Below are 23123 nucleotides of genomic sequence, written 5' to 3' on the forward strand. Positions count from 1 at the left end.
ACGCGTTAATCTAGACTGCGCATTCGGCCAATAAAGTGGCAGCTCCGGAATATTTGATCAGATCAGTCCTCTTCAACTCGAAATGACCGCCAAGAATTTTCCAGAGTGCACCGGCGATGCTTCTGGCTAGCAACGGCGGAACAGCGTTGCCTACCTGCACATACTGTTCGGTTCGGTTTCCCAAAAATAGATAATTGTCTGGGAAAGTTTGAAGTCTTGCGGCTTCCCGCACGGTCAGACTGCGACACTGCGCCGGGTCCGGATGGATAAAATAATGTCCATCCTTCGAGATGTGGCTGACCACCGTGGTCGCCGGCGCATCCCATGTCTGCACGCGGAACCGATCGGCGAACTTTCCAGTCTCCCAGTTCGCGTGATCCGGCGCTAGAAAAGCCGGAAATTCGGCGGCCTTGGGTGACCGTCCGGCGGCCTCCGCAAACAGTCCGGCAAACAAGTAACGGCCGAGGTCCGATTTCATATGGCCGCGGGTATCATGGTTGAGTGTCACCGACAGTTTCGGATCATGCAGCCAATTGGCGATCCAAGGCGGGCAATTGGCAGGAAGTGACGAGGTTGCTGAGGAAGAACGAACAAGAGGTTCGTCGCGTAGTTGAATCGTGAGCTTCAGCCTTGCAAGCGCAGCTTCGAAGTCGGACTGGCGCTTGGCCGGGCCGCTCAGGCGAGAGCCGGCAAGCCTGCCGATCGCCTCATGGATGACAGTGAGCCACTGATGTTCGGTGTCCTGTGCTCCACTCAAGCCGCTGCGAAGCATAGGCAACCCCGAGAGAACATGCCGGACGTTGCTGCGTTCCGAGGGCCGGTCGAGACGCGGGTTGACATCGCCGTGCGAGAGGTCGCGTCGAATTCCGACGATGATCACGCGATGTCGGGCCTGCGGAAGTCCGTGATCCTCAGCGCAAACGACGAAATCACGTGGCTCGGGTTCGCTTTCGATGTCCGCGAGCAAGTCTGTGGCCTGCGGGGCGAGCGCAATAAGCCTGTAGCCTTCCGACCTCAGGTCATCGAGAACATGCTGGAACACCGCCACCCCCTCGACTTTCGAGGACAGCATGCCCTTTACGTTCTCCATGATGAAGGCGGCGGGCCTCAACCTGCGAAGAGTGGCGATGTAAGCCTTGTAAAGAAAGTGGCGATGATCCTCCTTGGCATCATACCCAGCGATCCCGGCGTTCCGTGCGCGCCCAACCAGCGAATAGGCTTGGCAGGGAGGCCCGCCGATCAGGATCGTGCTCTCTCCAAACTCGCGTCGGACGGCGTCGACTTGCTGGTCGATGACCGCCTGATCAGGTCCCTTGCCCAACTCTCGGCGAAGAGCGATCTCGTTGGCCCGTTCCCACTCGGCAGGGTGTAGAGAGCGCCAATTGGGTTCGTCCTCACGCCCATTCAGCCACTGGTAGTAGGCACTCGGAAATCCACCATCGAACTCGCGCAGAAAGGTACGGAGAAGAAGTGTTCTGTGCGCCGCACGTTCCCTCTCGACGGAGAGCATGACGCGGAATGGGCGATGGCCGTCGACCTCGAGCGCTGAGAAGCCCTCCGCTAGCCCCCCCGGGCCGGCGAAGAGGTCAACGACCCCAAACTTTAATGGCGGCACATCGGTCTTCATTTGTAGGTACGAGATATATCCAAATCCGCACGAATAGCGAGTATGGCAGAGGAACATGATCGACGTTGTCGACAGGCAGACGCGCTCCCGGATGATGGCCGGCATCAGGGGCGGCAACACGAAGCCGGAGCGATTGCTGCGAAGTATGCTGCATGCTGCAGGGCTGCGTTTTCGCCTGCATGCGAGGGAATTGCCTGGCCGCCCTGACATCGTCCTGCCGCGACATCGGACTGTGATTTTGGTCCATGGCTGCTTCTGGCATCGCCACCGGAGCTGCCGTTTTGCCACCATACCCGCCAGCAACGCGGACTTCTGGGCCGGCAAGTTTGCGTCCAACGTGGCGCGCGACGCTGCCAACGAGCAGGGGCTGCTCGCGGCGGGATGGCGAGTAGCGGTCGTGTGGGAATGCGCCTTAAGGCGTGATCCTGATTCTGTAGCGGTAGCGTTGAAGGATTGGCTATTGAGCCGTGAAGCCGGCGAAACTCGCATAAAGCATTTTGATTGACCGGCTGAGACTTGCCGTAAAGATCGCGGACCAATACTTTACGAATGCCAGTTGGCGATCTTTCGATGGGCCACCAAACCTCCAGTGGAGCTCAAATTTGATGCGCAAGCACACCGCAACTATTGTAATCAATAGATATCACAGCCCCCTTTCCTCAAGCCGACATCATCTCCCTCCCCCTACCCCACCATCGCCACCCCCCGCGCCATCTCGTTGCGCACAATCATCAGGGCTTCGTCGCCGCCGAGGCCGGGCTTGGCCAGCATGACCTCGGGGCGGAAGGCCAGGCCGATATGGGCGCTGACGCGGGCTGACTGGTCGGTCTCGTTGGCGCTGCCGCCGAGGCAGAACGCCATGCCATGGGCGCGGCAGGCCTCGATCGCGCTCATGCTGGCGGTGATGCAGCCGAGATCGGGCATCTTGATGTGGAGATAGTCGCCGGCCCCGGCGGCGGCAAAAGCAGCGAAATCCTCGAGCCGGTTGCACCATTCGTCGACGCCGATGCTTAGCCTGCGCCCCCTGCCCCGCATCGCCGCGGTGAGTTCGACGTAAATCCCGATCTGCTCCTGGCGGCTCGCGCCGAGCCAGGGGCATTCGATGCGCAGCGCGAAGGGCGCGGCCGCGTCGGCGAGCCTTTCGAGGAAATCGACGAGGCGCGCATCCGGCGCCGGAAAGAGCCGGCCGAGATTGCCGCTCATGTCGAATTGCAGGGTCGGCTGGTAATCGGCGTCGCCGAGCGCGCGGATGCGCGCAGCCATGCGCCGGATATGGCCGAGCAGCGCCTCGCCGTTGCGGCCGAGATGCCGGTCGGGATCGGTGATGAAGCTGTGCGGCAGCACATCGACGCGCTTCAGGATCAGCCGGTCGAGCGCCTCGTGATCGTCCATGGCGGCGCAGGCCAGCAGCGGCGGCATGCCGAGCCGGTCCGGCAGGGCATAGGCCTCGCAGATCAGAGCGGCCATCGGCCGATGCCGGGCGAGCGAGGCCGCATGCAGCAGCGCCTGGCCGAGGCCGTAGCGGATCGCCGCCGGCCAGGGCTCGCCATTGCCGCGCCCGGCCGCGAAACTTTCCGCGAGGCCGCGCCAGTCGCTGATCTCGGCGCCGACCACGCGTTCGCGCAGCTCCGGCGCCAGCCAGGGCAGGACGCGATCCGGCGTGAAGGGCGGCTCGCGCCCGGCGGAGCCGGCATAGGCGACATCGACGCAATCGCCGAAGCCAACCTGGCCATCCTCGAGCCGGAGCAGGATCGACAGGCTTTCGGCCGGCTGGACGATGCGCGAGAAGCCCGGCGTCAGCGGCTCGCCCTTCCAGGAGAAGCCGTCCGGCTCCGCGCCGGCGCGCAGCGCTTTGGCGTCGACATGGAAATGGCCGGCGGAGCCCTTTGCGAACAGGATGTCTGCGATCCTCATGGCGCACCCGCCTCGCTCGGTTTCGCATCGGCTTTGTCCGAAAACCGCACTCCACTTTTCGGGCCGATGCTCAGCTCCGGCCAATCGCGCGGCGCCTCGCCATGAAGAGCGGCGAGTTGCACCGGATCGACCGCAAGGGCCGGCGGCGTCGCGACATGGGCGAAGCTGGCATCCTCGCCATCAACAGCCAGGGCGACGAAGCCGGGGCTGCGCTGGGCGAAGGGCTCGAGGCCGTGGCTGGCGCGGCCGATCAGCGCCGTGCTCGGCAGCCAGAGCTGGGCGGTGCCGCCGAGGACGAGCGCGCGATGGTGATGGTAATGCCCGGAGATGACGAGCCTGACCCGGCCGCCCCGCGTCAGATCCTGCAGCCTGGCCTGCGCCGCCCTGCCGATGCTGTTGGGCTGCTCGGCCTCCGCGCTGGTCCAGAGGGCGAGCGGCTTGTGCAGCACCAGGATGACGGGCCGCCGGCCGGCATCGCGCATCGCCTCGCCGAACCAGGACCATTGCTCCTCCTCGCGGGCAAAGCCGGTGCCGAAGATCTGGGCGTTGAGGCCGATGATCCGCCAGGAGGCGAGGTCGAGGGCGAAGCGGTCCGTGCCGTGGGTGGCGAGGAAGGCCGCGAGCCGCTCGGCGGTGACGCCCTGCCCCATCCAGGGCTCGGCGACATTGTCGCCGAGATCGTGGTTGCCGGGGATGAGGCGGACCTCGCCCGGCAGGGAGGCGACCGCCTCGGCGGCGAAGGCCCGGTCCTCGGCATCGTCGCAATCGTCGAAGACGAGATCGCCGGCAACGATGCTGGCGGCCGGCGCGAGCGCGGCGAGCTCGCCCTGGAGATGGCGGAAGGCCGGGACCGTATAGCCGCGCCGGCGCGACAGATGCGGATCCGACAGGAGGGCAAGGACAGCGCGCGCCATCAGCCGGCCCTCATATTGTCGGGGCCGAAATCCATCTGGTGGGCGGGATAGGGCCGCCAGTCGAGATCGGCGCGGATGCCGTAGAACATGTTCTGCATGAAGAGCAGGACCATCGGCGGATCGTCCCATTCGAGGATGTCGAGCATGCGCGCATGCATGCGCCGGCGCTCGCCGAGGTCGCTCGTGCCGGCGAGCCCGCGGCAGAGGCCGTTGAACTCCTCGTTGAACCAGCTGTCCTCGGTGAGCTGCAGGGCGCTGCTCGGCCCGAAATTGCGGACCGTGCCGGCGAGCGGATCGGGGAAGAGCATGACAGAGGAGTAGTTGTACATGCCGGAGCCGGGCCGGCGGTACCATTGCGCGTAGTTCTCGACCATCTCGATGCGGACCTCGATGCCGACGGCCTGCCACATGCCGACGAGCGCCTCCGTGGTCTGCCGCTCGGCGAGGTAATAGGTGCCGGTGGTCCTGAGCGCGATCGGCTCGCCGCGATAGCCGGATTCCCTGACGAGCTTGCGGGCGAGGTCGGGGTCGAAGACCGGGGCGCGCCGCCCGGGATCGTAGAGCGGGCCGTAGCTCGGCGACTGGAGCCCGTTCGGGATCGTGGTCCGGCCGAGCCAGATCGTGTCGACGAGGAGCTGGCGGTCGACCGCGAGGCTGAGCGCGCGGCGCAGCCTGACATCGCGCAGCTGCGGATTATGCTTGGCGTCGAGGATGACCATGCGGGTGACGTTCGAGCCCGCCTCGGCGACCTTGAAGCCGCGGCGCCCCTCGATCTCGCTGACCGCGTCCGGCGTGACATCGGTGGCGATGTCCCAGTCGCCCGCCAGCAGCCCGGCGAAACGCGCCGCCATTTCCGGCACGGCGCGGAAATTGACCCCGGCGAGCGGCGGCCTACCGCCCCAGTACTCGTCATGGGCCGTCAGCTTGATGCCGTAATCGCGCCTGAGCTCGGCGACGCGATAGGGCCCGGTCCCGACCGGCCGCGCCGCCCAGCTCGCCCAGTTCGGCGCGGCGCGGAAGGCGGCCGCGCTGATGATCTGGCCGCCCCAGGCGGCGATGCGCCGGTCGAAGACCGGATCATCCATATTGGTGATCAGGCGCACCGTGCGCTCGTCCACCTTCTCGGCGCGCGCGAAGGTCGGCAGGAAGCCCTTGGCCGAGGCGCGGCCCGGCGCATTCGGCCCCATCAGCCGGTCGTCGCCGAGCGAGACCATGACGTCCTCGGCGGTCAGCTCGCTGCCGTCATGGAATTTGACGCCCTGGCGCAGCGTGAACTCCCAGGTCCGGGCACCGATCTGCGACCAGCGCTCGGCCAGGGCGCCGCGCACCGTCAGGTTGTTGCGGAAATCGAGCCCGAGCAGCCCCTCGAAGACATTGTATTCCGTCCGGTACCAGACCGAGCTGGTGCCGGGCGTGTCCATCGGCTCCATGCTCGGCGGCAGCGCCTGGGACGCGACCGTCACGGTCCGGCGCGCCTGCGCCCGCAGGGGCGGCGCGGCTGCAAGGGCGAATGCGCCCGCGCCCGCGGCGAGCAGCGTGCGGCGTGAGATCTGGCTCATGACGGCCTCCTTCCGAAGTCCAGCCATGGCTACGAGGGCTGCTTGACCCGTCGATGACAGAATGTGACTGTTTATGCCGTCTATTGACCGATTTGGCGGCGCGCGCTCACCGAGGCGAGCAGAAGCGGCCAAGTCTACGGATCGCGCGTGCGGATCAGGAGCCCGAACCATGCTCGCCAATGCCAGACAGCAGCGCATCCTGGAGCTGCTGAATGCGGTGGCGGAGGTCGAGGTCGCGGCGCTGGCCGCCGATCTCGGCGTCTCCATCGAGACCGCCCGGCGCGATCTCGTCGCGCTGGAGCGCAGGCGGCTGCTGCGAAGGGTTCATGGCGGCGCGGTCGCGCTGCCGCCGCCGAGCCTGCCGCCGGTGCGGCTGCGCATGGACTACGCCTCCGATGCGAAGGCGGACATTGTCGAGGCGGCCCTGCCGCTGGTGCCGGCGGGCAGCCACATCTTCCTCGGGGCCGGGTCGACGGTGCTGGCGCTGGCGGGGCGCCTCGCCGACCTGCCGGTGCGCACCACCTTCGTCACCAACATGATCGATATCGCGGTCGCGCTGCGCGGCGGCGTGCATGAGGTCCATCTCACCGGCGGCGAGCTCTATGCGGACACGCATACGCTGGGCGGGCCGGAGGCGCTGCGCTTCCTGGAGAACCGGCTGTTCGACCTCGCCATCACCGGCGCGGCCGCGCTCGATGCCGAGCATGGCGTGATGGGCCCGACCACCGCGCATGCGGCGATCACCGATATCCTGCGCCGGCGCGCGCGCCGCCGCATGGTGCTGAGCGATTATTCCAAATTCGGCCGCAGCGACCGCTACCGCCAGGGCGACCTGGCGGAGATCGACGTTCTGGTCACCGACCGACGCCCGCCGGAACCGTTCCCGGCGCGCCTCGCCGCCGCGAAGGTGCAGCTGGTGATCGCGCGGCACCGCTAGAGCATTTTCGAGCGAAGTGGATACCGGTTCGCGTGAAGAAAATGCGTCAAAACAAGTAGATAGAGAATTTTCGCGATTCGAAGAAACGCGGAAATGCTCTAGAGCATTTTCGGGCGAAATGGGTACCGGTTCGCGCGAAGAAAATGCGTCGAAACAAAGGCATAGAGAATTGGCGCGATCCGGAGAAACGCGGAAATGCTCTGGAGCATCGGACCGAAAAGTGGAACCCGCTTTTCGGAGAAATCCGATGCTGGAACAGAGAGATAGATCGCCACTTCGCGTCCGACAGGACGCGCGGCGATCTATGTGTAGATATTCTCCTCGGCGACGACCTCTTGGATCAGGTCGACCACCTGGCGCAGGCTCGGCCCCAGCTCCTCGACCTGGTAGCAGATCCAGACATCGTAGGGCGGGATGGGTGGACAGGCTTTCAGCTCCTTCGCCAGGCCTTGCTCGACATAGGGCTTCATCACCCGGATCGGCACCGAGCCGATCCCGACGCCGCGCAGGATCATCCGGACCGTCGTCGCCAGTTCGTTGCAGGTGCTGAGGCGTTGCGGCGTGATATTGGCCTGGCGAAACCACTGCATGACGCTGGCGTTATGGCGCGCCGGCGGCGGCGTGATGATCAGGTGATGCGGCGCCAAGTCTGCTGGAGACAGGATTTCCTCGTCGAATTCCTGTGACGAACTGGCGAACCAGCCATGTAGATTGACGCCCGTGCGCTCCCGGTGGATATGCTCGGCGATGCGGTATTCCGAGGTGACGGCAAGATCGAGCTTCTGCTCGTTCAAGAGCTCGCTGATCGTGTTGCTGTCGCCGACATGGACCGCCGTCTTCAGCCCCGCATGACGCTTGTTCAGCCGCTCGAGCATGATGTCGAGACCGACGACCGCAAAGCTGGCGCTCACGCCCAGGCGCAGCGTGCCGCTCAACGGATCGCCGGTGCTGAGCCGCACCGCCATTTCGTCGGCGGTGTTGATGAGTTCATCGGCATAGCCCAGGAGTGCGGCGCCTTCCGGGCTGATCCTCAGGGAGCGGCCGCTGCGCACGAAGACCTTGATGCCGAGCGCCAATTCGAGTTCGCGGATGCGGCGCGACACGGCCGGCTGCGTCAGGCCGAGATGACGTGCTGCCGCATGCACGCCGTGGAGGCGGACCGTGCGCTCGAAGGCGCGAATTTGCGACAACGTGACATTGTGGATCGCAGCCATTCCGCAGGTTTATGACAGTACTCGACCGGGCGGTACGCTTTTCTCATCCTGCACTGCAGCAATTTTTATGTCTCGCGTGGTTTCGCCATCATGCCGGGGGGCGCCGAAACCGGAGATCGGTGCGAGCTTCCGTCTCCGCCCGGGTCGCTTTCATTCAGCCTAACGACTTGAACAGGCTCGAATTTCTTCGACGCCAACGAGCGGAACGCGATGTCCGGCGACGCCGCCGGCGCGCGGAGCAGCGAAACGATGCGGCTTCTGCGCAAGTAAACCGGCGGCGAATGATAAAAAATCCGCATCAGACGTGCGGATGATTACTAATTAGACCGCACGGAGCGATGCTGATAAAACTTCGAAATAATAAGCTCGTTCCGAATGCTGCGAGGAGTGATACCGCAGATCATCAGCCAATTCGGACATGATAAAATCAATAAAACATGGGAGGATGCATATGATTTTGAACAAAATCGGGCTTGCGCTGGCCGTCGTTACATCGACGCTCTCCGGGTATGCTTATGCCCAGGGGACGGATTACCCTACGCAAAATGTTCGCATCATCGTTCCCTTCACGCCCGGCGGCGGCACGGACCTGACGGCTCGCATCGTCGCCGATGCTCTCAGCAAGGCCTGGGGCCAGAGCATTGTCGTCGAGAACCGGCCCGGCGCGGCGTCGCAGATCGGCATCGACTACGTCGCGAAGGCGAAGCCGGACGGTTATACGCTGTTGTGGTCGTCGGCTGACGGAATTTCGGTGCTTCCGGCAGTCAAGCCGAAAATGCCCTACAAGATCCCGGAAAGCTTCGAGTTCGTCTCGACCTTCTCGTCGTTTCCGCTGATCCTCGGCGTCTACAGCAAGTTGCCGATCACGAACATGAAGGAATTCATCGATTACGCCAAGGCGAACCCCGGCAAGATGCACTATTCGAGTTCCGGCGCCGGCGGCGGCGGGCATTTGCAGCCGGCCTATATGGCGAAGGAACTCGGCCTCGACGTGAAGCATGTGCCCTATGACAGCGCGGCTCCCGCGACCGTGGCTGTGGCGGGAGGTCACGCCGAATTCACCGACGTCGCCCCCTCGACCGTCTCGCCCTACATCAAGGACGGCACGATCCGAGCGATCGCGACCTCCGGGCGGAACCGCACGATCCTGTTCCCGGATGTTCCGACCGTCAGCGAGCTCGGCTATCCCGACCTCACCGAAGACTTCTTCTACGGCATGTACGCGCCGGCCGGCACCCCGGCTGAGATCGTCGCGAAGCTTCGGGACGGCGTGCAGTCCGTCCTGAAGAGCCCGGGCATGGCCGAGAGGCTGCGGGCGCTCGGCCTCGAGCCGCTCGGCCTGACCGGCGAGGAATTCAAGGCATTCGCCGTCGCCGACCTGAATCGCTGGACCAAGATCGCCAAGGCGATCGATTTCCAGCTTTCCGGCCAATAGGCCCCGGGAGCCGTCTTGATCGACGGGCGCTGCGCGTCGCCGCGCAGCGCGTCCTACGACGATCATGTCCAGGCAGTTGCAGAACCAGCGTTCTGGGCCCCCGGCACACAAGCGGAATGAGTTGATCCCTCGATCGATCTGTCGATCGACCTGGATCCAATAAGATTGGGAGGACATGGATGAACCGGAAACTCTTGCGTTTTCTTTTGGCTGCCTTCGCTTTTGCTCCGGCTGCTTCGACCATCGCGCAGACGACGGACTATCCGACGCAGACCGTGCGGGTCATCGTGCCGTACGCACCAGGTGGCGGCACCGACATCACGGCCCGTATCGTCGCAGAGCTGCTCAGCAAGGAGTGGGGACAGAGCGTCATCATCGAAAATCGGCCTGGCGCGGCATCCCAGATCGGCATCGACTTCGTCTCGAAGGCCAAGCCCGACGGCTACACCCTGCTCTGGGCTTCATCCGACGGGCTCTCCGTCTTGCCCGCCGTCAAGGCGACGGTCCCTTACAAGATTCCAGGCAGTTTCGAATTCATCTCGTCTTTCAGCTCCTACCCGCTCGTCCATAGCGTGTCCGCCAAGCTGCCGATCACGAACATGAAGGAATTCGTCGAATACGCGAAGGCTCATCCGGGCCAGATGAGTTATGCGAGTACGGGCCCGGGCGGTGGTTCTCACCTGCAGGCGGCCTATATTGCGAAAGAGCTTGGCCTGGACTTGAAGCACGTCCCCTATGATAGCGGCGGTCCTGCATCCGTCGCGGTCGCCGGCGGCCATGCGGAGTTCACCGAGCAAGGCCCCTCGACGGTGTTGCCCTATATCAAGGCGGGCACCCTGCGCGCCATCGTGGTCTCCGGCAGCAAACGAGCCAGCGCCTTGCCGGATGTGCCGACGATTGCCGAGGCGGGCTATCCCAATCTGACTTCGGATCTCTACTACGGCATTCTAGCCCCGGCCGGCACCCCGGCGGCGATCGTCCGGAAGGTCAGGGACGATGTCCAGAAAGCCCTCAAGAGTCCCGGCATGACGGAGCGACTCAATTCGCTGGGTCTCGAGCCGTTCGGGCTCACTGGCGACGAGTTCAGGACCTTCGTCGTCAATGATCTCAATCGATGGACCAAGGCCGCCAAGGCGATCGACTTCCGGCTTTCCGGCCCCTAGAGCATTTTCGAGCGAGATGAATACCGGTTCGCGTGAATAAAATGCGTCAATACAAATAGATAGAGAGTTTTCGTAATTCGGAGAAACGCGGAAATACTCTAGGCCGCGCGGGCCACCTCTTCCGCAAGCGCTGTGCGACGGCCGCCGCATAGCCAATCCTTCGAACGACGCATGCCTGCCGATGCCGGAGCGGCAACGGCGCCATGCGGACCGAGTTCTGCGGCCGGTCAGCGCCGGCGACACGGGAAACAGGCATGCTGCAAATCCAAAATATCCGACAGTTCTGGCTTGGTGTCCTGTTCGCCGTCATCGGCCTGATCGCGCTCTGGGAGCTTCCCCGGCCGATCGGGACGCTCACCGCGATGGGCCCGGGCTACTTCCCGATGCTGCTCGGAATCGGCCTGGTTCTGGCGGGCGCGGCATCGGTTGCGGTCGGCATCCGCTCGCGGGCGCATACGACGGTCGAGCCCCTGTCCCTGGTGCCGACATTCTTCATCATCTCCGGCATTGTCGCGATGGCGTTGCTGATCGACCGCGCAGGGCTCGCCGTCTCGCTCCTCTTCATGGTTCTCGGCACTTGCTACGACCGGGTTCTGAAGCATCCGCTCGAAGTGGCGCTGATCTATGTCGCGGTGCTCGGCATGACCTGGGGCGTATTCATCCAGCTCATCAAGCTTCCGATCAAACTGTTCTGGTAACGCGCGGGAGACGACAAGAAATGGACTTCCTGCAAAGTCTTCTGATGGGTTTCAGCGTCGCGATGACGCCGGAGAACCTGCTGTTCTGCCTGGTCGGGGCAACAGTGGGGACGGCCGTCGGCGTCCTGCCCGGCATCGGCCCGGTCACCACGATCGCCATGCTGATCCCGCTGACCTTCCACATGCCGGCCATCGGCTCGCTCATCATGCTCGCCGGCATCTACTACGGCGCCAACCATGCCGGCTCGACGACGGCCATCATGCTGAACATGCCGGGCGAGCCGAGTTCCGTGGTCGTCTGTCTCGACGGATACCCGCTCGCGAAGAAGGGGCGCGCGGGTGCGGCCTTGGCCATGTCGGCGGTTTCCTCCTTCGTCGCTGGCTGCGTCGCCTTCATGATCGTGGCGGCGCTCTCGCCGCAATTGTCCCATATCGCGCTTGCTTTCGGGCCGACGGAATACTTCGCCACCATCGTCATGGCACTGATCATGGCCTCGATCCTGACCGACGACAGCCTGCTGACGACGCTCGGCATGTGCATGATCGGCCTCCTGATCGGCTCCATCGGCACCGACCTGACCACGGGCGACGAACGCTATGCATTCGGCATTCCGTCGCTGTCCGACGGGGCGAATTTCGTCGCCGTGGCCGTCGGCCTCTACGCCTTCACCGAGATCATCGAATATTCCGGCACCACGGCCATTCGCCAGAAGATGAGCTTCAGCTTTCGCGGGCTGGTCCCGTCGCGCGATGATCTGGCGCGTTCGTGGAAGCCGATCATGCGCGGGACGGCGCTCGGGTCGGCTTTCGGCATTTTTCCCGGCACGGGGCCGATGCTGAGTTCATTCGTCGGCTATTCAATGGAAAAGCGCCTGGCGGACGATCCCTCCCGGTTCGGCAAGGGCGCAATCGAAGGCGTGGTCGGGCCGGAAGCCGCTGCGAACGCAGCTGCCATTACCCACTTCATCCCGATGCTGACGCTGGGCATTCCGGCGGGGGCGGCCATGGCGATCATGCTCGGCGCGCTGCAGATCCAGGGCATCGCGCCCGGCCCCGGCGTCATGACGGACCATCCGGCGCTGTTCTGGGGGCTGATCGCCAGCATGTGGATCGGCAACCTGATGCTGCTCGTGCTGAACCTGCCGCTGATCGGCCTCTGGGTCCGGCTGCTGGGCATGCCCTTCCACGTTCTCTACCCGCCGATCATCGCCTTCTCCTGCATCGGGGTCTATAGCGAGCAGAATTCCTATTTCGACATCCTGTTTGCGGCCGGCCTCGGCCTGCTCGGCATCCTGTTCCGAATCCTGGGGGCCAATCCGGCGCCGCTGATCCTCTCCGTCGTCCTGGAGCCCCTGCTCGAGCAGAACTTCCGGCGCGCGATGATCATCGGCAACGGCGATGTCTCGGTCTTCCTCAAGAATCCGATCAGCCTGGGCATCCTGCTCTTCACGGCAGCGGTGATGATCTACTTCAAGGTCAAGAAAAAGACGATCATCGATGATGTCGTCAATCTCGACGACAAAGCGAGGGAACCTGCCTGAACTGAGCAAGATGTAAATCTGTTCGGCTTCGTCTCTATCCGTTTCCGGCGGAACCTCGAAGCAGAATACCGGCAGTCATTACACGGATCGTTCAACGGGCCGGCCCAGCCGGATTGCCGGAACGAGAAGTCTTTGCCGAAAGCGGACGGACCGAGCCGCGCCGGAGACGTCATGAAGCTTACGACCTGGCGAAAGGATGCCATTTCATGAAGATTACCGAGATCATCATCCACCCCTTGCAGGCGGACCATAACCGCCTGTCCTGGACGGCCCATGAACCTTTCGCCCGGGCCATTCTGACCTTGGTGGAGATCAGGACCGACGAAGGCGTGGTCGGCATCGGCGAGATCGCCAGCGGGCCGCAGCCGGTCGTCTGCGACATGCTGAACCTGATCATCCCGACGATCATCGGCCTGGACCCGCGCGGCCATACCGAGATCTGGGACCGGATGCTGTCGATCACCACGCCGCGGCCAGGCGCCGTGTTCGACGGGGACGGCCTGCCCGCGCCGCTGGCGCGCCACTTGCGCTGGGAGTTCATGGCCGCGATGGCCGGCATCGATATCGCGCTCTGGGACATCAAGGCGAAGTCAGCCGGCCTCCCGGTCTTCCGGCTGATGGGCGGCACCCGCACCGATGTCTTCACCTACGGCGTCGGCGGCATGTACCGCAAGAACGGCAAACCGTCCGATTATGCCGAGGAACTGGCCGAGTTCGTCGACCGCGGCTTCAAGGCCGTAAAGCTGAAATCCGGCGGCCTGTCGCTCAGGGAAGAGGTCGAGCGCATCAAGGCGGTGCGCGACGCGATCGGCCCGGACATCCAGCTCGCCCTCGACGTCAACGCCGCCTACAATGTCGAGGACTGCATCGAATATGCCAACACGGTGGCGGAGTTCGACATCGCTTGGCTGGAAGAGCCGCTGCACTGGTACCTGCAGCCGGCAGATTTCGTGCGGCTCGCCAATTCCTGCCCGATTCCGCTCGCCCATGGCGAACGCGAATGGCACCGTTTCGCCGCCCGCGACTACATCGATTCAGGGGCGCTCCGTTACATCCAGTTCGACTCGGCTCGCTTTGGTGGGATCACGGAGGGCCTGCGCGTCGGGCTCTATGCCGAGCAGAGGAACGTGATGGTGCAGCCGCATTCCTGGCCGCATCTGCACGCCCATATCGCCTCGGCACTCGGCAAGGGAGCCTATGGCGCCGAATGCGTGCCGGATCCGCACATGCACCCGGTCCACCACGAGATCTTCAGCGGCGGCGCCTACTACAAGGACGGACGGCTGCATCTCACCGAAGCCCCGGGCTTCGGCATGGAGGTCGACTGGAAGCGGGTGAAGGCGCTGACGGTCTGAGACCCCCGATGCAATCGTGCAATTGGAAGGAAAAGCTATGAGTGTCATCATGGGCGCCGGGGAATACCGGTACCGGGTCGAAGAGCATTGGCCCCGCCTCCCCGCCGATCTCGAGATCGGCGACGTGTCAGCCGTCACGGTGGACAAGAACGACCGCGTATACCTCTTCAACCGCGGCCCGAACCCGATGATCGTCGTCGACACCGCCGGCAACTTCATCGAGACCTGGGGCCAGGACATCTTCAAGAGCGCTCACGGCGTCTATGTCGGCGAGGACGGGTACGTCTACTGCACCGACTGGGGCGACCACACGGTCCGCCGCTGCACGCCGGACGGCAAGGTGCTGATGACGCTCGGCAGGCCGAACGAACCGGCGCCCTATATGAGCGGCCAGCCGTTCAACCGCCCGACCCATACGGTCCTGTCGCGCGACCTGAAACATCTCTACGTCACCGACGGCTACGGGAACGCCAAGGTCTACAAGTACACCTACGATGGCGATCTGGTGGGCTCCTGGGGGGAATCCGGCACTGGCGAAGGCGAATTCAACCTCCCCCATGCGATCTGCTGCGACAAGCAAGGACGTCTCTACGTCGCCGACCGCGAGAACCACCGCATCCAGGTCTTCGACGGCGACGGCACGTTCCTCTGGCAAATCAACAATATCCACCGTCCGGGCGGGCTGTTCCTTTCGGAGGACGATGATCCGATCTGCTATATCGGCGAACTGGGTCCCTTCTACTCGTTCAACAGGCATGCGCCCAATATCGGGCCGCGGGTCAGCATCATGACGAAGGAGGGCAAATTGCTCGGCCGGCTCATCGGCGACCCGCCGGCGGGCAACAATCCGGGCCAGTTCCTTTCGACGCATTCGCTGGCACTGGATTCCCACGGCGACATCTATGTCGGTCAGGTGGGCAACAATTCCTGGCCGATGCTCTTTCCGGGCGAACCTCTTCCGAAAGATCTTTGCCATATCCGCAAGCTCGTGCGGGTCCGGTAGACGACATCGGAGCAGCGCCGACGGTCAGAGCATTTTTCGAGCGAAGTGGATACCGGTTCGCGTGAAGAAAATGCCTCAAAACAAATAGATAGAGCGTTTCCGCGATTCCGGGAATCGCGGAAATGCTCTAGATCATCGGACCGGATATCGTATCCGGTCCGATGATCTAGCTCCTTGTTTTCGCATCGGCTTTTTCCGAAAACCGCAAGCCACTTTTCGGGCCGATGCGCTAACCGGGACCGGCATGGCTAATTGCCGGGCTCGGTATGATCGCAATCCCGGGGGCGTTGTCGCTCAGCGCTTGTGGCGACCCGGGAGGCTTCGTCGTCAAGCTCAGCCCCCGCCTCCCCCTCACGGCAACCTGAGCCGATGAGCGATCACATTCAGCGCGCTCCGGAACGTGCCCATGGCAGCATGGTCCTCGATATCCTTGTCCATGATGCAGACGCGCGCGAGGATGCTGTTGCCCTCGTGATGCAGGCCGGCATCGGCGAGCGCGTCCTGCAGCTCCCGGAACTGCGAGCGGATCGAGGCGATGGCGTCATCGTCCGGAGGCCCGCCGGAGCCGCCGGAAAAGGTGCCGAGCATGGTGGCGAAGAGGCTCGGGAAGCGCGGCAGGCTGCCGGTGACATGCGCCATGTAGCGCACCGCCCGCTTGGTGTAGATCTCCGCCGCCTGGTACTGGCGCTCGTCGATCATGCCGCCGAGCCGCAGCCGCCCGACGGCGAAGCCCGCCATATACGAGCGTTCGCCGCGGCGATGCGGCTGCGCCAGCGCGACCGCCATGATCGCCTCGGGCCGCTCGCCGCGCTCGGCGCGGAGGATGCGGCCATTGGCATAACGCGCCACATTCGGCCTGGCTTTGCGTCCGGGTTTTGCCATCGGGTCTCTCCTTGTGGTGACTGGGGGTGGATGAAGGGGTGGCATTCGCTGCGCGCCGGCTCATGCCGGGGCGGGCTTTGCGTTCACGGCGCCCTTGGCGGACGCGGGAGTCGTGGCGGCCGAGGGAAAGCGTGTCGGCACCGTCCAGCAGCCGGTCCTGTCGGTCGGCAGCGGCCTGCCGTCGCGTGCGATGCGCCAGGCTTCCCAGGCCTCGGGATCGCCGATCGGCGAGATGCTGATCCCGGCCGGCGGCGGGCCGGTCGCCGCGCCCGGCGCGGCCCAGCCCTTGCGCTCGCATTCCGAGGCGCACCAGTTGCGCCAGGTCGCGTCCCAATCGAGCTTGAGCGCGTCCTTGCCGGGTTTCGCCGTCCAGAAATCGCGGAAGCGATTGGCGAGCGGATCGATCAGCCCCTCGGGGACTCCAAGGCGCAGCGCGTCGGAGCGGTTATGCTCCGCTGGCCGCCAGCCGGGCGCAATCCGGCGGCCCTTCGCCTGTCTCGCTTCCCTCGCCTGTTTCGGTTCTCGGCGCCCTGAAACAGGATCGTCAGAGACTGTTTCAGGAGGTGATTGTGGTTGTGATTGGCATGACCCCGGCAGGTGCTGCGGAATTGCCGCTGCATGGGTGTCTGCATCCGCCGCGGCTTCGCCTCTTCTATCGATTTGTATTGACGCATTGTCTTCACGCGAACCGGTCTCCACTTCGCTCGACAATGCTCTCGCCCTGCCCCAGCGCTTGCCGGCCTTCTCCCGCGCCCTGGCGCTCACCGCCTCGGCGGCCGCGAGTTCCGCGTCGATGCGGCTATGCCTCCAGTTCTCGTCGAAGAGATCGAAAAGCGCTGCGCGCGCGTCGTCCCATTCCGCCGCCGACATGCGGGCGATACGGGCGAGGCGGCGGTCCTCCTCGGGGAGCGCGCCGTTCTGCCAGTAATGCATGATCAGCAGCAGATAGGCGCCATGCTCGGCCGCGCTGAGATGGCCGGTATCGGCGAGGTAATCGGCGACATAAAGCGGCATCCAGGCGCGGCTCATCCGAGCACCTCGACGGCGCCAGCGGGAATGGAAACGAAGCGGTGGGGATGGCCGCCCTCGATCTCGACAAGGAGCCGATCGGGCGTCGCGACGCGGCCGCGGAAGGCGCGACGCACGATGCCCTGGCGGGCGGCGTGCTCGCCGGCGGTGACGCGGATCATCCGGTTCATCAGCGGGTCCGCCTCGCGCGGGATGGCGAGCGCCCTGCCCATGCTGCGTGACGTGCTCTTGCCGGGTTGCGCGTTGTTGCCCAGGGGCCTGCGCGCGCTCATGGCTCGGCCCGCGCCATGATCTCGTCGGAGAGGCTGCAGATGAGCCCTTTGAAACCGGGGTCTGCCGCCATCATCGCCTCGACGCGGCGGCAGCCATGCAGGACCGTGGTGTGGTCGCGGTCGCCGATGCGGCGGCCGATCGCGGGTAGCGACAGGCCGGCATGCCGGCGCAGCAGCCAGAACAGGATCTGGCGCGGCCGGGCGATCCTGGCGACGCGGCACTCGCCGAGCAGCTCACTGGGCGTGATCCCGGTGGCATTGACGACGGTATTGAGGATGTCGCGCCATGTCGGCCGCTTCAGCGAGGTGGCCGAGGCGAGGTTGAGCCAGTCGCGCCGCGGCGTCGCACGCTGCACCAGGCTCGCACGGCCGCCCTCGGCCGGCGGCGCCGGCCGGGCCAGCGGGACCACGGATTGCGGGAAGAAGCGGGCCTGGCGCTCGCGCGCGGCCTTCAGCATATCCGCCGCATCCCGGTATTCGCGCACGGGGACGCCCGATTGCCTGGCGACGGTTTCAGCCATCGCGGCCTCCTCCGGTTGACGTGGTGGCCGCGATGGCCGTGCGAATGAGTGGCAGCCGCGCGCTCATGGCCGGTGCAGCCACCAGATGACCGGCATGGCGAGGAAGCAGAGGAGCGGAAAAGCGCAGAGCAGGAGGACGGTCGTCATGGCGCCCTCACCCGGCCGCCGACATGACAAAGTCGCGCCTGCGGATGACGGAGCGGGTGGGGTCGGGACGATCGGTGCTCATGCACCTGAATTTGCGATTATCGCAATTCTTGAGTCAAGTGAAATTTGCGATCTTCGCGATGGATAATTTTGCGAGCTTCGCAAAGAGTCCTGCCATGACCGATGACCCTCAGCGCGCTCTGAAATTGTGGCTGGCCGAGAAGGTCGCGCCGCATGGTACGATCTCCCGGCTCGCGGCGGCGACGGGGATCAGCAACGACAAGATCACCCGCTCGAAGGAGCTCGAGGCGAGCGACCCGAAGAAGCGGCGCCAGCTGCCGCTCGCCGAGATCCGACTCATCGCCCGCTTCTTCGGCGAGCTGCCGCCGGGATTCCAGGAGATGTCGTCCTGGCTCGACGATGCCGCCCAGGTGCTGCCGCCGGCCGATGCCGGGCCGCGCCTGCCGCTCTCGCCGCAGCCGCAGCGCGGCGGCCAGCCCGATCTCAGCGTCAGGGGCATCGCGCTCGGCGGCAAGGAAGGCGACGGCGATTTCCACCTGAACGGCGAGGCGCTCGATTTCATGGCGCGGCCGGCGGGGCTGCTCGGCCGGCCGAAGGCCTATGCGATCATCCTGCGCAACAGCAGCATGGAGCCGGTCTATCGTCATGGCTGGCCGGTCTTCGTCGACGAGGACGGGCGCAAGCCGGTGGAAGGCGAGGATGTGCTGATCGAGCTCTATGGCGAGGACGAGCACGAGCCGGGCCCGGCCTTCATCAAGACGCTGGTCCGGCGCCGCGGCGGCCAGGTCATCCTCTCGCAATACAACCCGCCGCCGGAGGAGCTGCGCTTCGACGCCAGCCGCGTCAGGCAGATGCTGCGGGTGATCCCCTATGTCGAGGCGATGGGACTGAGCGTCTAAGAGCTTGCCCGGGCTTGGGGGGCTGACGTTCCGCAATCCAGGTTCCGGGCCGATGCCCTGGCACTCCCGTCATTGCGAGGAGCGTAGCGACGAAGCAATCCACGAGGACGTGGAGCGCTGCCGTCCTGGATTGCTTCGCTGCGCTCGCAATGACGGCTGAGCGATGCGCGGGTGGCGCGGCCCGCTCAGAGACTTTGCTCCTTTCGGGAAGCCAGGGCGAGTTTCCCGACGAGTTCGTCAGGGATCGGCCGGCGCGGCGAGAAGGTGATGCCGGTCTTGGTCGATTTGAGCCCGGCCGCGGCGATCTCATCGGCATGCGACGCGATGGCGGACGGAGCCAGATAGAGGCCGCATTGCTGACTGAACGCCGCATAGCCCGCGATGATGGTTTGCCCGATCCTGAAGCCCGGCATCTTGTAGGCGATGACCTCTTCGGCGTCGGGCAAGGCGCGCGCAAGCTGAGCCCGCAGGCGAACGAGCAGCGGGCGAAGCTCCGCGGGAGCCTCGGCTATATAGGCGTCGTGATCAGCAATCATGCTCAGGCAGGCTTCCGCTGGCGTGACATTCGGGGCTGGGGATCCCAGCCTCGACCAGTCGACCGATCGGATCAAGCCGATCTGGAGAACGGCCGAAAGCGGTCATCGTCTCCTCCAATGCCTCACGCCGAGCCCCTGTCGATCGGGAACAGGCTCAGATTCTTGCCGAGGCCACCGCGCTCGCGGCAAACCGCGCAATAGAGCTTGTCATGCAGGCCGATGAGGCTGTGGCAGCCGGCGCTGACATGGCGCGCGATCGCCGGCGCCTGCATGCGCCTGGTCCGGCCGCAATCCTCGCAGCGGATATCGATCGCCCGCACCAGGGCCAGTTCGGGCTTCCACGGTCCATTCTCGAAGGCCAGGCTCATCTCACGCATCCCGTATGTTCTATTTATGTTCTCATTGAAAGCAGGGTCGCCGACGGGAGTCGAGTCAGGGCGGCGCCCTCCCCCTGACAATTTCCGTCAGGGAGAAAGGCGGGGACGGACGCGCGGATAAATTCGCGATTTGCACAAGTCTCCGCTTGACTAAATTTGCGACTATCGCAATTTTATCTCCGCAGCAGGAGAGACCTCATGTCCAGCTATCTCACCCCGTCCGCAGAGCTAGACGAAGCCGCGATCCGCCGCGCCGTCGCCGCCGAGATCGGGGCCCTCGCCTATCGGCGCGGCGGCAGGCCGACACCAGCCGAGATCCAGGCCGCCGAGGCGCTCGCCCGCACTGACGCAAGCCGCGAGCAGGCGCTCGCCGCCGGCTGGCCGGCGATGGCCTATGACGCCGCCCGCGCCTTCATCCAGGGCGCGCTGGCGGGCCTGACGCCGGAGCCGCAGGCGCATGGGATCGCGCCCCCGGCGGAACGCCCGGCCGGCTCGTTCGAGCGCGCCGAGCATTGCCAGCGCGAGATCTACCGGCAGCGCCGGCAGGCGCTCGACGCCACGCTCGCCCGCATCACGGCGAGCCGGGACATCGTGCAGTATCTCGAGGCGGCGGAGTGACGGCCGTGCCCAGCCGCCATCACACCCGCAGCGGCGCGGCGGATGCAGCGCACGCCGTGAGTGCCGACAGCGCGGCCGGCCGCAGCGCCGCCAGCTTCGCGGTGCCGGCATGAGCTGGTGGAACGCCCCGCTGCTCAGCCCGGCCCTCGGCGTCTACTGCTTCCTGGCGATCGGCGTGGCCTACGCGCTCCTGTCGCTCTGGCTGCGTGCCACGCGTCAGTAGCGCGTTCCTGCCGCTCGCACCGCCAGACGCAAGACCGGCCAGCGGGCACGATGGTCACGCGTCTGTGCAACGCTTGCGTGAGCACGACGATGTCAGAGATGGGGGGAAGAACGCGCCGCGCACCGAGGGGCTGCGGGGAGCGCAATTCGATCTAACATGCCCGAGAATGTCCGCAGCGGGTCGGAGGCTGCGCTGCGCTCAGGATTTCCTCTGCGCTCGATAGCGATAGGAAAACCAATAAGGAACCACTATCGCCAATGGGAACAGGACGAACATGACCACCCTTCCCATTTGCTCGAACTGAAACGCAGCGCAGAAAAGCAAGAATAGCCAACCGAGGCCGCCGACCAAAAGAGAACGAAATATCACGCTCCCGAAGGTCGGGACGTCGCAGAAAAATTTCTCGAGTGCGTCCCAGATCGCGAGCATGTCGAGAACTCCATGGGCGTCGCTCCACAACCTGCCCGGGAAGCGTAAACGAACAATGCTCCGCGATTGGCAGGCACGGCCCCTTCAGCCCCCAAAGCCGACCTCATCACCAGGGCCGCCCCGGCCCGGACGTCCCGAATGTCCGCCTTGTCCTCAGGGGCAATAGCGCGACCGTCGCGCTTCGGCGCCATCTCAAGGCATCGGTCCGAGTCCGCGACTTCGAAACAGGCGCAGTTCGGGGCAAGTGCCATGGGCCTCTCGGTTTCACGCCTCTTGCTGATCGTGGCCGCCACGCTTGCTCTGATCACGGTCGGCATCGTCGGGTACCTGGAATGGTCCCGGCCCATTCACCTGCGCGTCGCAGCGGGGCCCAAGGACGGGATCGACGCCAAGCTGCTGGCCTCGTTCAACCGTCTGCTCGATCTCAATCGCGCCGGAGTCCGCCTCGACCTGGTCGCGACCGCGAATGTGCGTGAGAGCGATCGCCTGCTCGACAAGCGGGAGGTCGACATGGCCGTGGTCAGGCTCGACGATCCGCTGCCGACCGGCGCGGCACTCGTGGCGTTGCTGCGCACCGAACTCGTCATCGCCATCGCGGCCCCCCGACACAAACTGGAGAGCCTCTCCGACGCGAGAGGCAAGCGCTTCGGTCTGGTCTCCCGCTCGCCGCTGGACGAACCGTCCTTCGTCAGGCTCCTCGACATGCTGGCTCTCACCCCGGCGGACCTTCATCTCTCGATCGTCAAGGCCGAGGATGTCGCCAGGCTCATCGCGAGCGGACAACTCGACGGCGTCGTCGTGATCGGCGTACCCGCAGATCCGGAGGTGCGGGCTGTGGTCGCCGCAGTGGGGGACAAAAGAAAAAACCCGCCAACGATCCTCAGTATCGAACTCGGCGAAGGGCTGAAGCAACGGACTCCGGCAGCCAGCTCCGAAACCATCGAGAAGCACGCATTCCCGCGCCAGTCCATTCCCGACGACGATGTCGACACGGTCGGCGTCCCGACGGTGCTCGCCGCCAATCGGGCGATCGACGGTCCGTTGCGTGTGCGGCTCTACAATAATGCGATCATGGAGGTGACGCGCGGCCTGGTGGAGCGGCGCAGCGAGCTGGCGCGCGAGCTTCCGCTGGCCAGCCAGATCGCACCTCCGGACAGCGAGAAGGATGCGCGCTTTCCGGTTCACCCCGGCGCCGCCGCCTATCTGGAGGACACGGACACGAGCTGGGTCACGCTGTTCAGCGACCAGGTGTGGAACGTCGTCCTGGTCGGGGGACTTGCAAGCTCGCTTTTCGCGGCCGCGGGCAGCTTCCTCAGGAAGGGCCGCGACGATCCCGAGGGTGAGATTCTGGAGCGCCTGAAGGCCATCACCAAACGCGCCAGTGCAGCGACCGACCCCGAGGAGGCGGATGTCCTGTCACGGGAACTGGGGGTGTTGGCGATGGACATCGCGACCCTCGGCCACGAGCGCCGTTGCAGCTACGAGGAGTTTGCCCCACTGCAATTGGCCTACGAAAGCGCGAGAGACCTTGTTGCGTCGCTGCGAACAAGTCCGCCTCGCCTGCCGTCCACGCTCGCGCCGACGCCAGATATCGCCTCAGCGCCGATCGGATCGTCTAGGCGCTGAGATGCCAGGAGGCGACTCATTGGCAACCAGCCGCCAACGTCATTGCGAGCGAAGCGAAGCAATCCAGGGGCGGCAGCGCTCCACGTCTCCCTGGCGACTGTGTCTGACGTCAAGTCTTGGAGGGCGGTTTGTCTTGCCATGGCCTGTTCTGGCGGGCCATTGAGCTGAGGGCGACGAGAAGCT

At 65.0% G+C, this 23123-nt stretch carries 23 protein-coding genes; 11 read left to right on the forward strand and 12 right to left on the reverse strand.

The window, feature by feature from the left end:
• Nucleotides 1-10: 10 nt before the first annotated feature.
• Nucleotides 11-1627, reverse strand: coding sequence for a DNA cytosine methyltransferase (locus EV560_RS26580; RefSeq protein ID WP_207908124.1), 1617 nt, complete (start codon nt 1625-1627; stop codon nt 11-13).
• A gap of 55 nt (nt 1628-1682) precedes the next feature.
• Here EV560_RS26580 and EV560_RS26585 point away from each other — a divergent pair, with 55 nt between their 5' ends.
• A complete protein-coding gene (locus tag EV560_RS26585) occupies nt 1683-2132 on the forward strand; it encodes a very short patch repair endonuclease (protein ID WP_131858847.1) in 450 nt (149 codons plus the stop codon).
• A gap of 179 nt (nt 2133-2311) precedes the next feature.
• Here EV560_RS26585 and EV560_RS26590 read toward each other — a convergent pair whose 3' ends face one another.
• Genes EV560_RS26590 through EV560_RS26600 form a run of 3 tightly spaced genes read right to left on the reverse strand, consistent with a single transcriptional unit; the run spans nt 2312 to nt 6014 of the window.
• A complete protein-coding gene (locus EV560_RS26590; protein WP_131858848.1) occupies nt 2312-3541 on the reverse strand; it encodes a methylaspartate ammonia-lyase in 1230 nt (409 codons plus the stop codon).
• A complete protein-coding gene (locus EV560_RS26595) occupies nt 3538-4455 on the reverse strand; it encodes a metallophosphoesterase family protein (protein ID WP_165923644.1) in 918 nt (305 codons plus the stop codon). Before EV560_RS26595 ends, EV560_RS26590 begins: the two co-directional genes overlap by 4 nt.
• Nucleotides 4455-6014 (reverse strand): ABC transporter substrate-binding protein, encoded by a 1560-nt coding sequence (locus tag EV560_RS26600; protein ID WP_165923645.1) that lies wholly within the window; start codon nt 6012-6014, stop codon nt 4455-4457. The genes EV560_RS26595 and EV560_RS26600 overlap by 1 nt, the downstream gene beginning before the upstream one ends.
• 169 nt (nt 6015-6183) lie before the next feature.
• On the opposite strand from EV560_RS26600, the gene EV560_RS26605 reads away from it, so the two are divergent.
• Nucleotides 6184-6951 (forward strand): DeoR/GlpR family DNA-binding transcription regulator, encoded by a 768-nt coding sequence (locus EV560_RS26605; RefSeq protein WP_165923646.1) that lies wholly within the window; start codon nt 6184-6186, stop codon nt 6949-6951.
• A gap of 302 nt (nt 6952-7253) precedes the next feature.
• On the opposite strand, the gene EV560_RS26610 is transcribed toward EV560_RS26605, so the two are convergent.
• Nucleotides 7254-8165: a LysR family transcriptional regulator gene (locus tag EV560_RS26610; protein WP_131858852.1), complete on the reverse strand. Its 912-nt coding sequence runs from the start codon at nt 8163-8165 to the stop codon at nt 7254-7256.
• A 451-nt stretch (nt 8166-8616) separates the two neighbouring features.
• Between EV560_RS26610 and EV560_RS26615 the strand changes: the two genes are divergently transcribed.
• The 6 genes from EV560_RS26615 (at nt 8617) to EV560_RS26640 (ending at nt 15360) form a co-directional block, all read left to right on the forward strand.
• Nucleotides 8617-9600 carry a Bug family tripartite tricarboxylate transporter substrate binding protein gene (locus EV560_RS26615; RefSeq protein ID WP_165923647.1) on the forward strand — a complete coding sequence of 328 codons (984 nt, stop codon included), beginning with the start codon at nt 8617-8619 and terminating at the stop codon, nt 9598-9600.
• Between the two features lie 275 nt (nt 9601-9875).
• Complete coding sequence (locus EV560_RS26620; RefSeq protein WP_165923648.1) at nt 9876-10763, forward strand: Bug family tripartite tricarboxylate transporter substrate binding protein; 888 nt, start codon at nt 9876-9878, stop codon at nt 10761-10763.
• A 254-nt stretch (nt 10764-11017) separates the two neighbouring features.
• A complete protein-coding gene (locus EV560_RS26625) occupies nt 11018-11461 on the forward strand; it encodes a tripartite tricarboxylate transporter TctB family protein (protein WP_165923649.1) in 444 nt (147 codons plus the stop codon).
• 20 nt (nt 11462-11481) lie between these two features.
• The gene (locus tag EV560_RS26630; protein WP_131858856.1) at nt 11482-13002 is read left to right on the forward strand and encodes a tripartite tricarboxylate transporter permease; all 1521 of its coding nucleotides are present in this window, start codon (nt 11482-11484) and stop codon (nt 13000-13002) included.
• Nucleotides 13003-13208: 206 nt separating this feature from the next.
• On the forward strand, nt 13209-14357 hold the full coding sequence (locus EV560_RS26635) for a mandelate racemase/muconate lactonizing enzyme family protein (RefSeq protein WP_131858857.1): 1149 nt from the start codon (nt 13209-13211) through the stop codon (nt 14355-14357).
• Nucleotides 14358-14394: 37 nt separating this feature from the next.
• Complete coding sequence (locus EV560_RS26640) at nt 14395-15360, forward strand: peptidyl-alpha-hydroxyglycine alpha-amidating lyase family protein (RefSeq protein ID WP_131858858.1); 966 nt, start codon at nt 14395-14397, stop codon at nt 15358-15360.
• Between the two features lie 351 nt (nt 15361-15711).
• Here the strand turns inward: EV560_RS26640 and EV560_RS26645 are convergent, their stop codons facing one another.
• From EV560_RS26645 to EV560_RS26660, 4 genes are read right to left on the reverse strand one after another with little or no spacing between them, the layout of a single operon-like run.
• Nucleotides 15712-16242: a hypothetical protein gene (locus tag EV560_RS26645; protein WP_131858859.1), complete on the reverse strand. Its 531-nt coding sequence runs from the start codon at nt 16240-16242 to the stop codon at nt 15712-15714.
• A gap of 60 nt (nt 16243-16302) precedes the next feature.
• The gene (locus EV560_RS36535) at nt 16303-17271 is read right to left on the reverse strand and encodes a YdaU family protein (RefSeq protein WP_131858860.1); all 969 of its coding nucleotides are present in this window, start codon (nt 17269-17271) and stop codon (nt 16303-16305) included.
• Nucleotides 17268-17543, reverse strand: a complete 276-nt coding sequence (locus EV560_RS26655; protein ID WP_131858861.1) for a hypothetical protein — start codon at nt 17541-17543, stop codon at nt 17268-17270. The genes EV560_RS36535 and EV560_RS26655 overlap by 4 nt, the downstream gene beginning before the upstream one ends.
• Nucleotides 17540-18064 carry a helix-turn-helix domain-containing protein gene (locus EV560_RS26660; RefSeq protein WP_131858862.1) on the reverse strand — a complete coding sequence of 175 codons (525 nt, stop codon included), beginning with the start codon at nt 18062-18064 and terminating at the stop codon, nt 17540-17542. The genes EV560_RS26655 and EV560_RS26660 overlap by 4 nt, the downstream gene beginning before the upstream one ends.
• Nucleotides 18065-18387: 323 nt before the next feature.
• Between EV560_RS26660 and EV560_RS26665 the strand changes: the two genes are divergently transcribed.
• A complete protein-coding gene (locus EV560_RS26665; protein WP_165923650.1) occupies nt 18388-19131 on the forward strand; it encodes a S24 family peptidase in 744 nt (247 codons plus the stop codon).
• Between the two features lie 185 nt (nt 19132-19316).
• Here EV560_RS26665 and EV560_RS26670 read toward each other — a convergent pair whose 3' ends face one another.
• A complete protein-coding gene (locus EV560_RS26670; protein WP_248312220.1) occupies nt 19317-19742 on the reverse strand; it encodes an iron chaperone in 426 nt (141 codons plus the stop codon).
• Between the two features lie 47 nt (nt 19743-19789).
• Entirely contained in the window at nt 19790-20035 is a 246-nt protein-coding gene (locus tag EV560_RS26675) for a hypothetical protein (RefSeq protein WP_131858864.1), read from the reverse strand.
• Nucleotides 20036-20242: 207 nt separating this feature from the next.
• On the opposite strand from EV560_RS26675, the gene EV560_RS26680 reads away from it, so the two are divergent.
• Nucleotides 20243-20662, forward strand: a complete 420-nt coding sequence (locus tag EV560_RS26680; RefSeq protein WP_131858865.1) for a hypothetical protein — start codon at nt 20243-20245, stop codon at nt 20660-20662.
• A 421-nt stretch (nt 20663-21083) separates the two neighbouring features.
• On the opposite strand, the gene EV560_RS26685 is transcribed toward EV560_RS26680, so the two are convergent.
• A complete protein-coding gene (locus EV560_RS26685) occupies nt 21084-21314 on the reverse strand; it encodes a hypothetical protein (protein ID WP_131858866.1) in 231 nt (76 codons plus the stop codon).
• A gap of 249 nt (nt 21315-21563) precedes the next feature.
• On the opposite strand from EV560_RS26685, the gene EV560_RS26690 reads away from it, so the two are divergent.
• A complete protein-coding gene (locus EV560_RS26690) occupies nt 21564-22940 on the forward strand; it encodes a TAXI family TRAP transporter solute-binding subunit (protein ID WP_165923651.1) in 1377 nt (458 codons plus the stop codon).
• Nucleotides 22941-23123 lie beyond the last annotated feature (183 nt).

Origin of the sequence: Allobosea sp. BK604 (genome assembly GCF_004341515.1) — a bacterium.
In the GTDB taxonomy this organism is placed as follows: domain Bacteria; phylum Pseudomonadota; class Alphaproteobacteria; order Rhizobiales; family Beijerinckiaceae; genus Allobosea.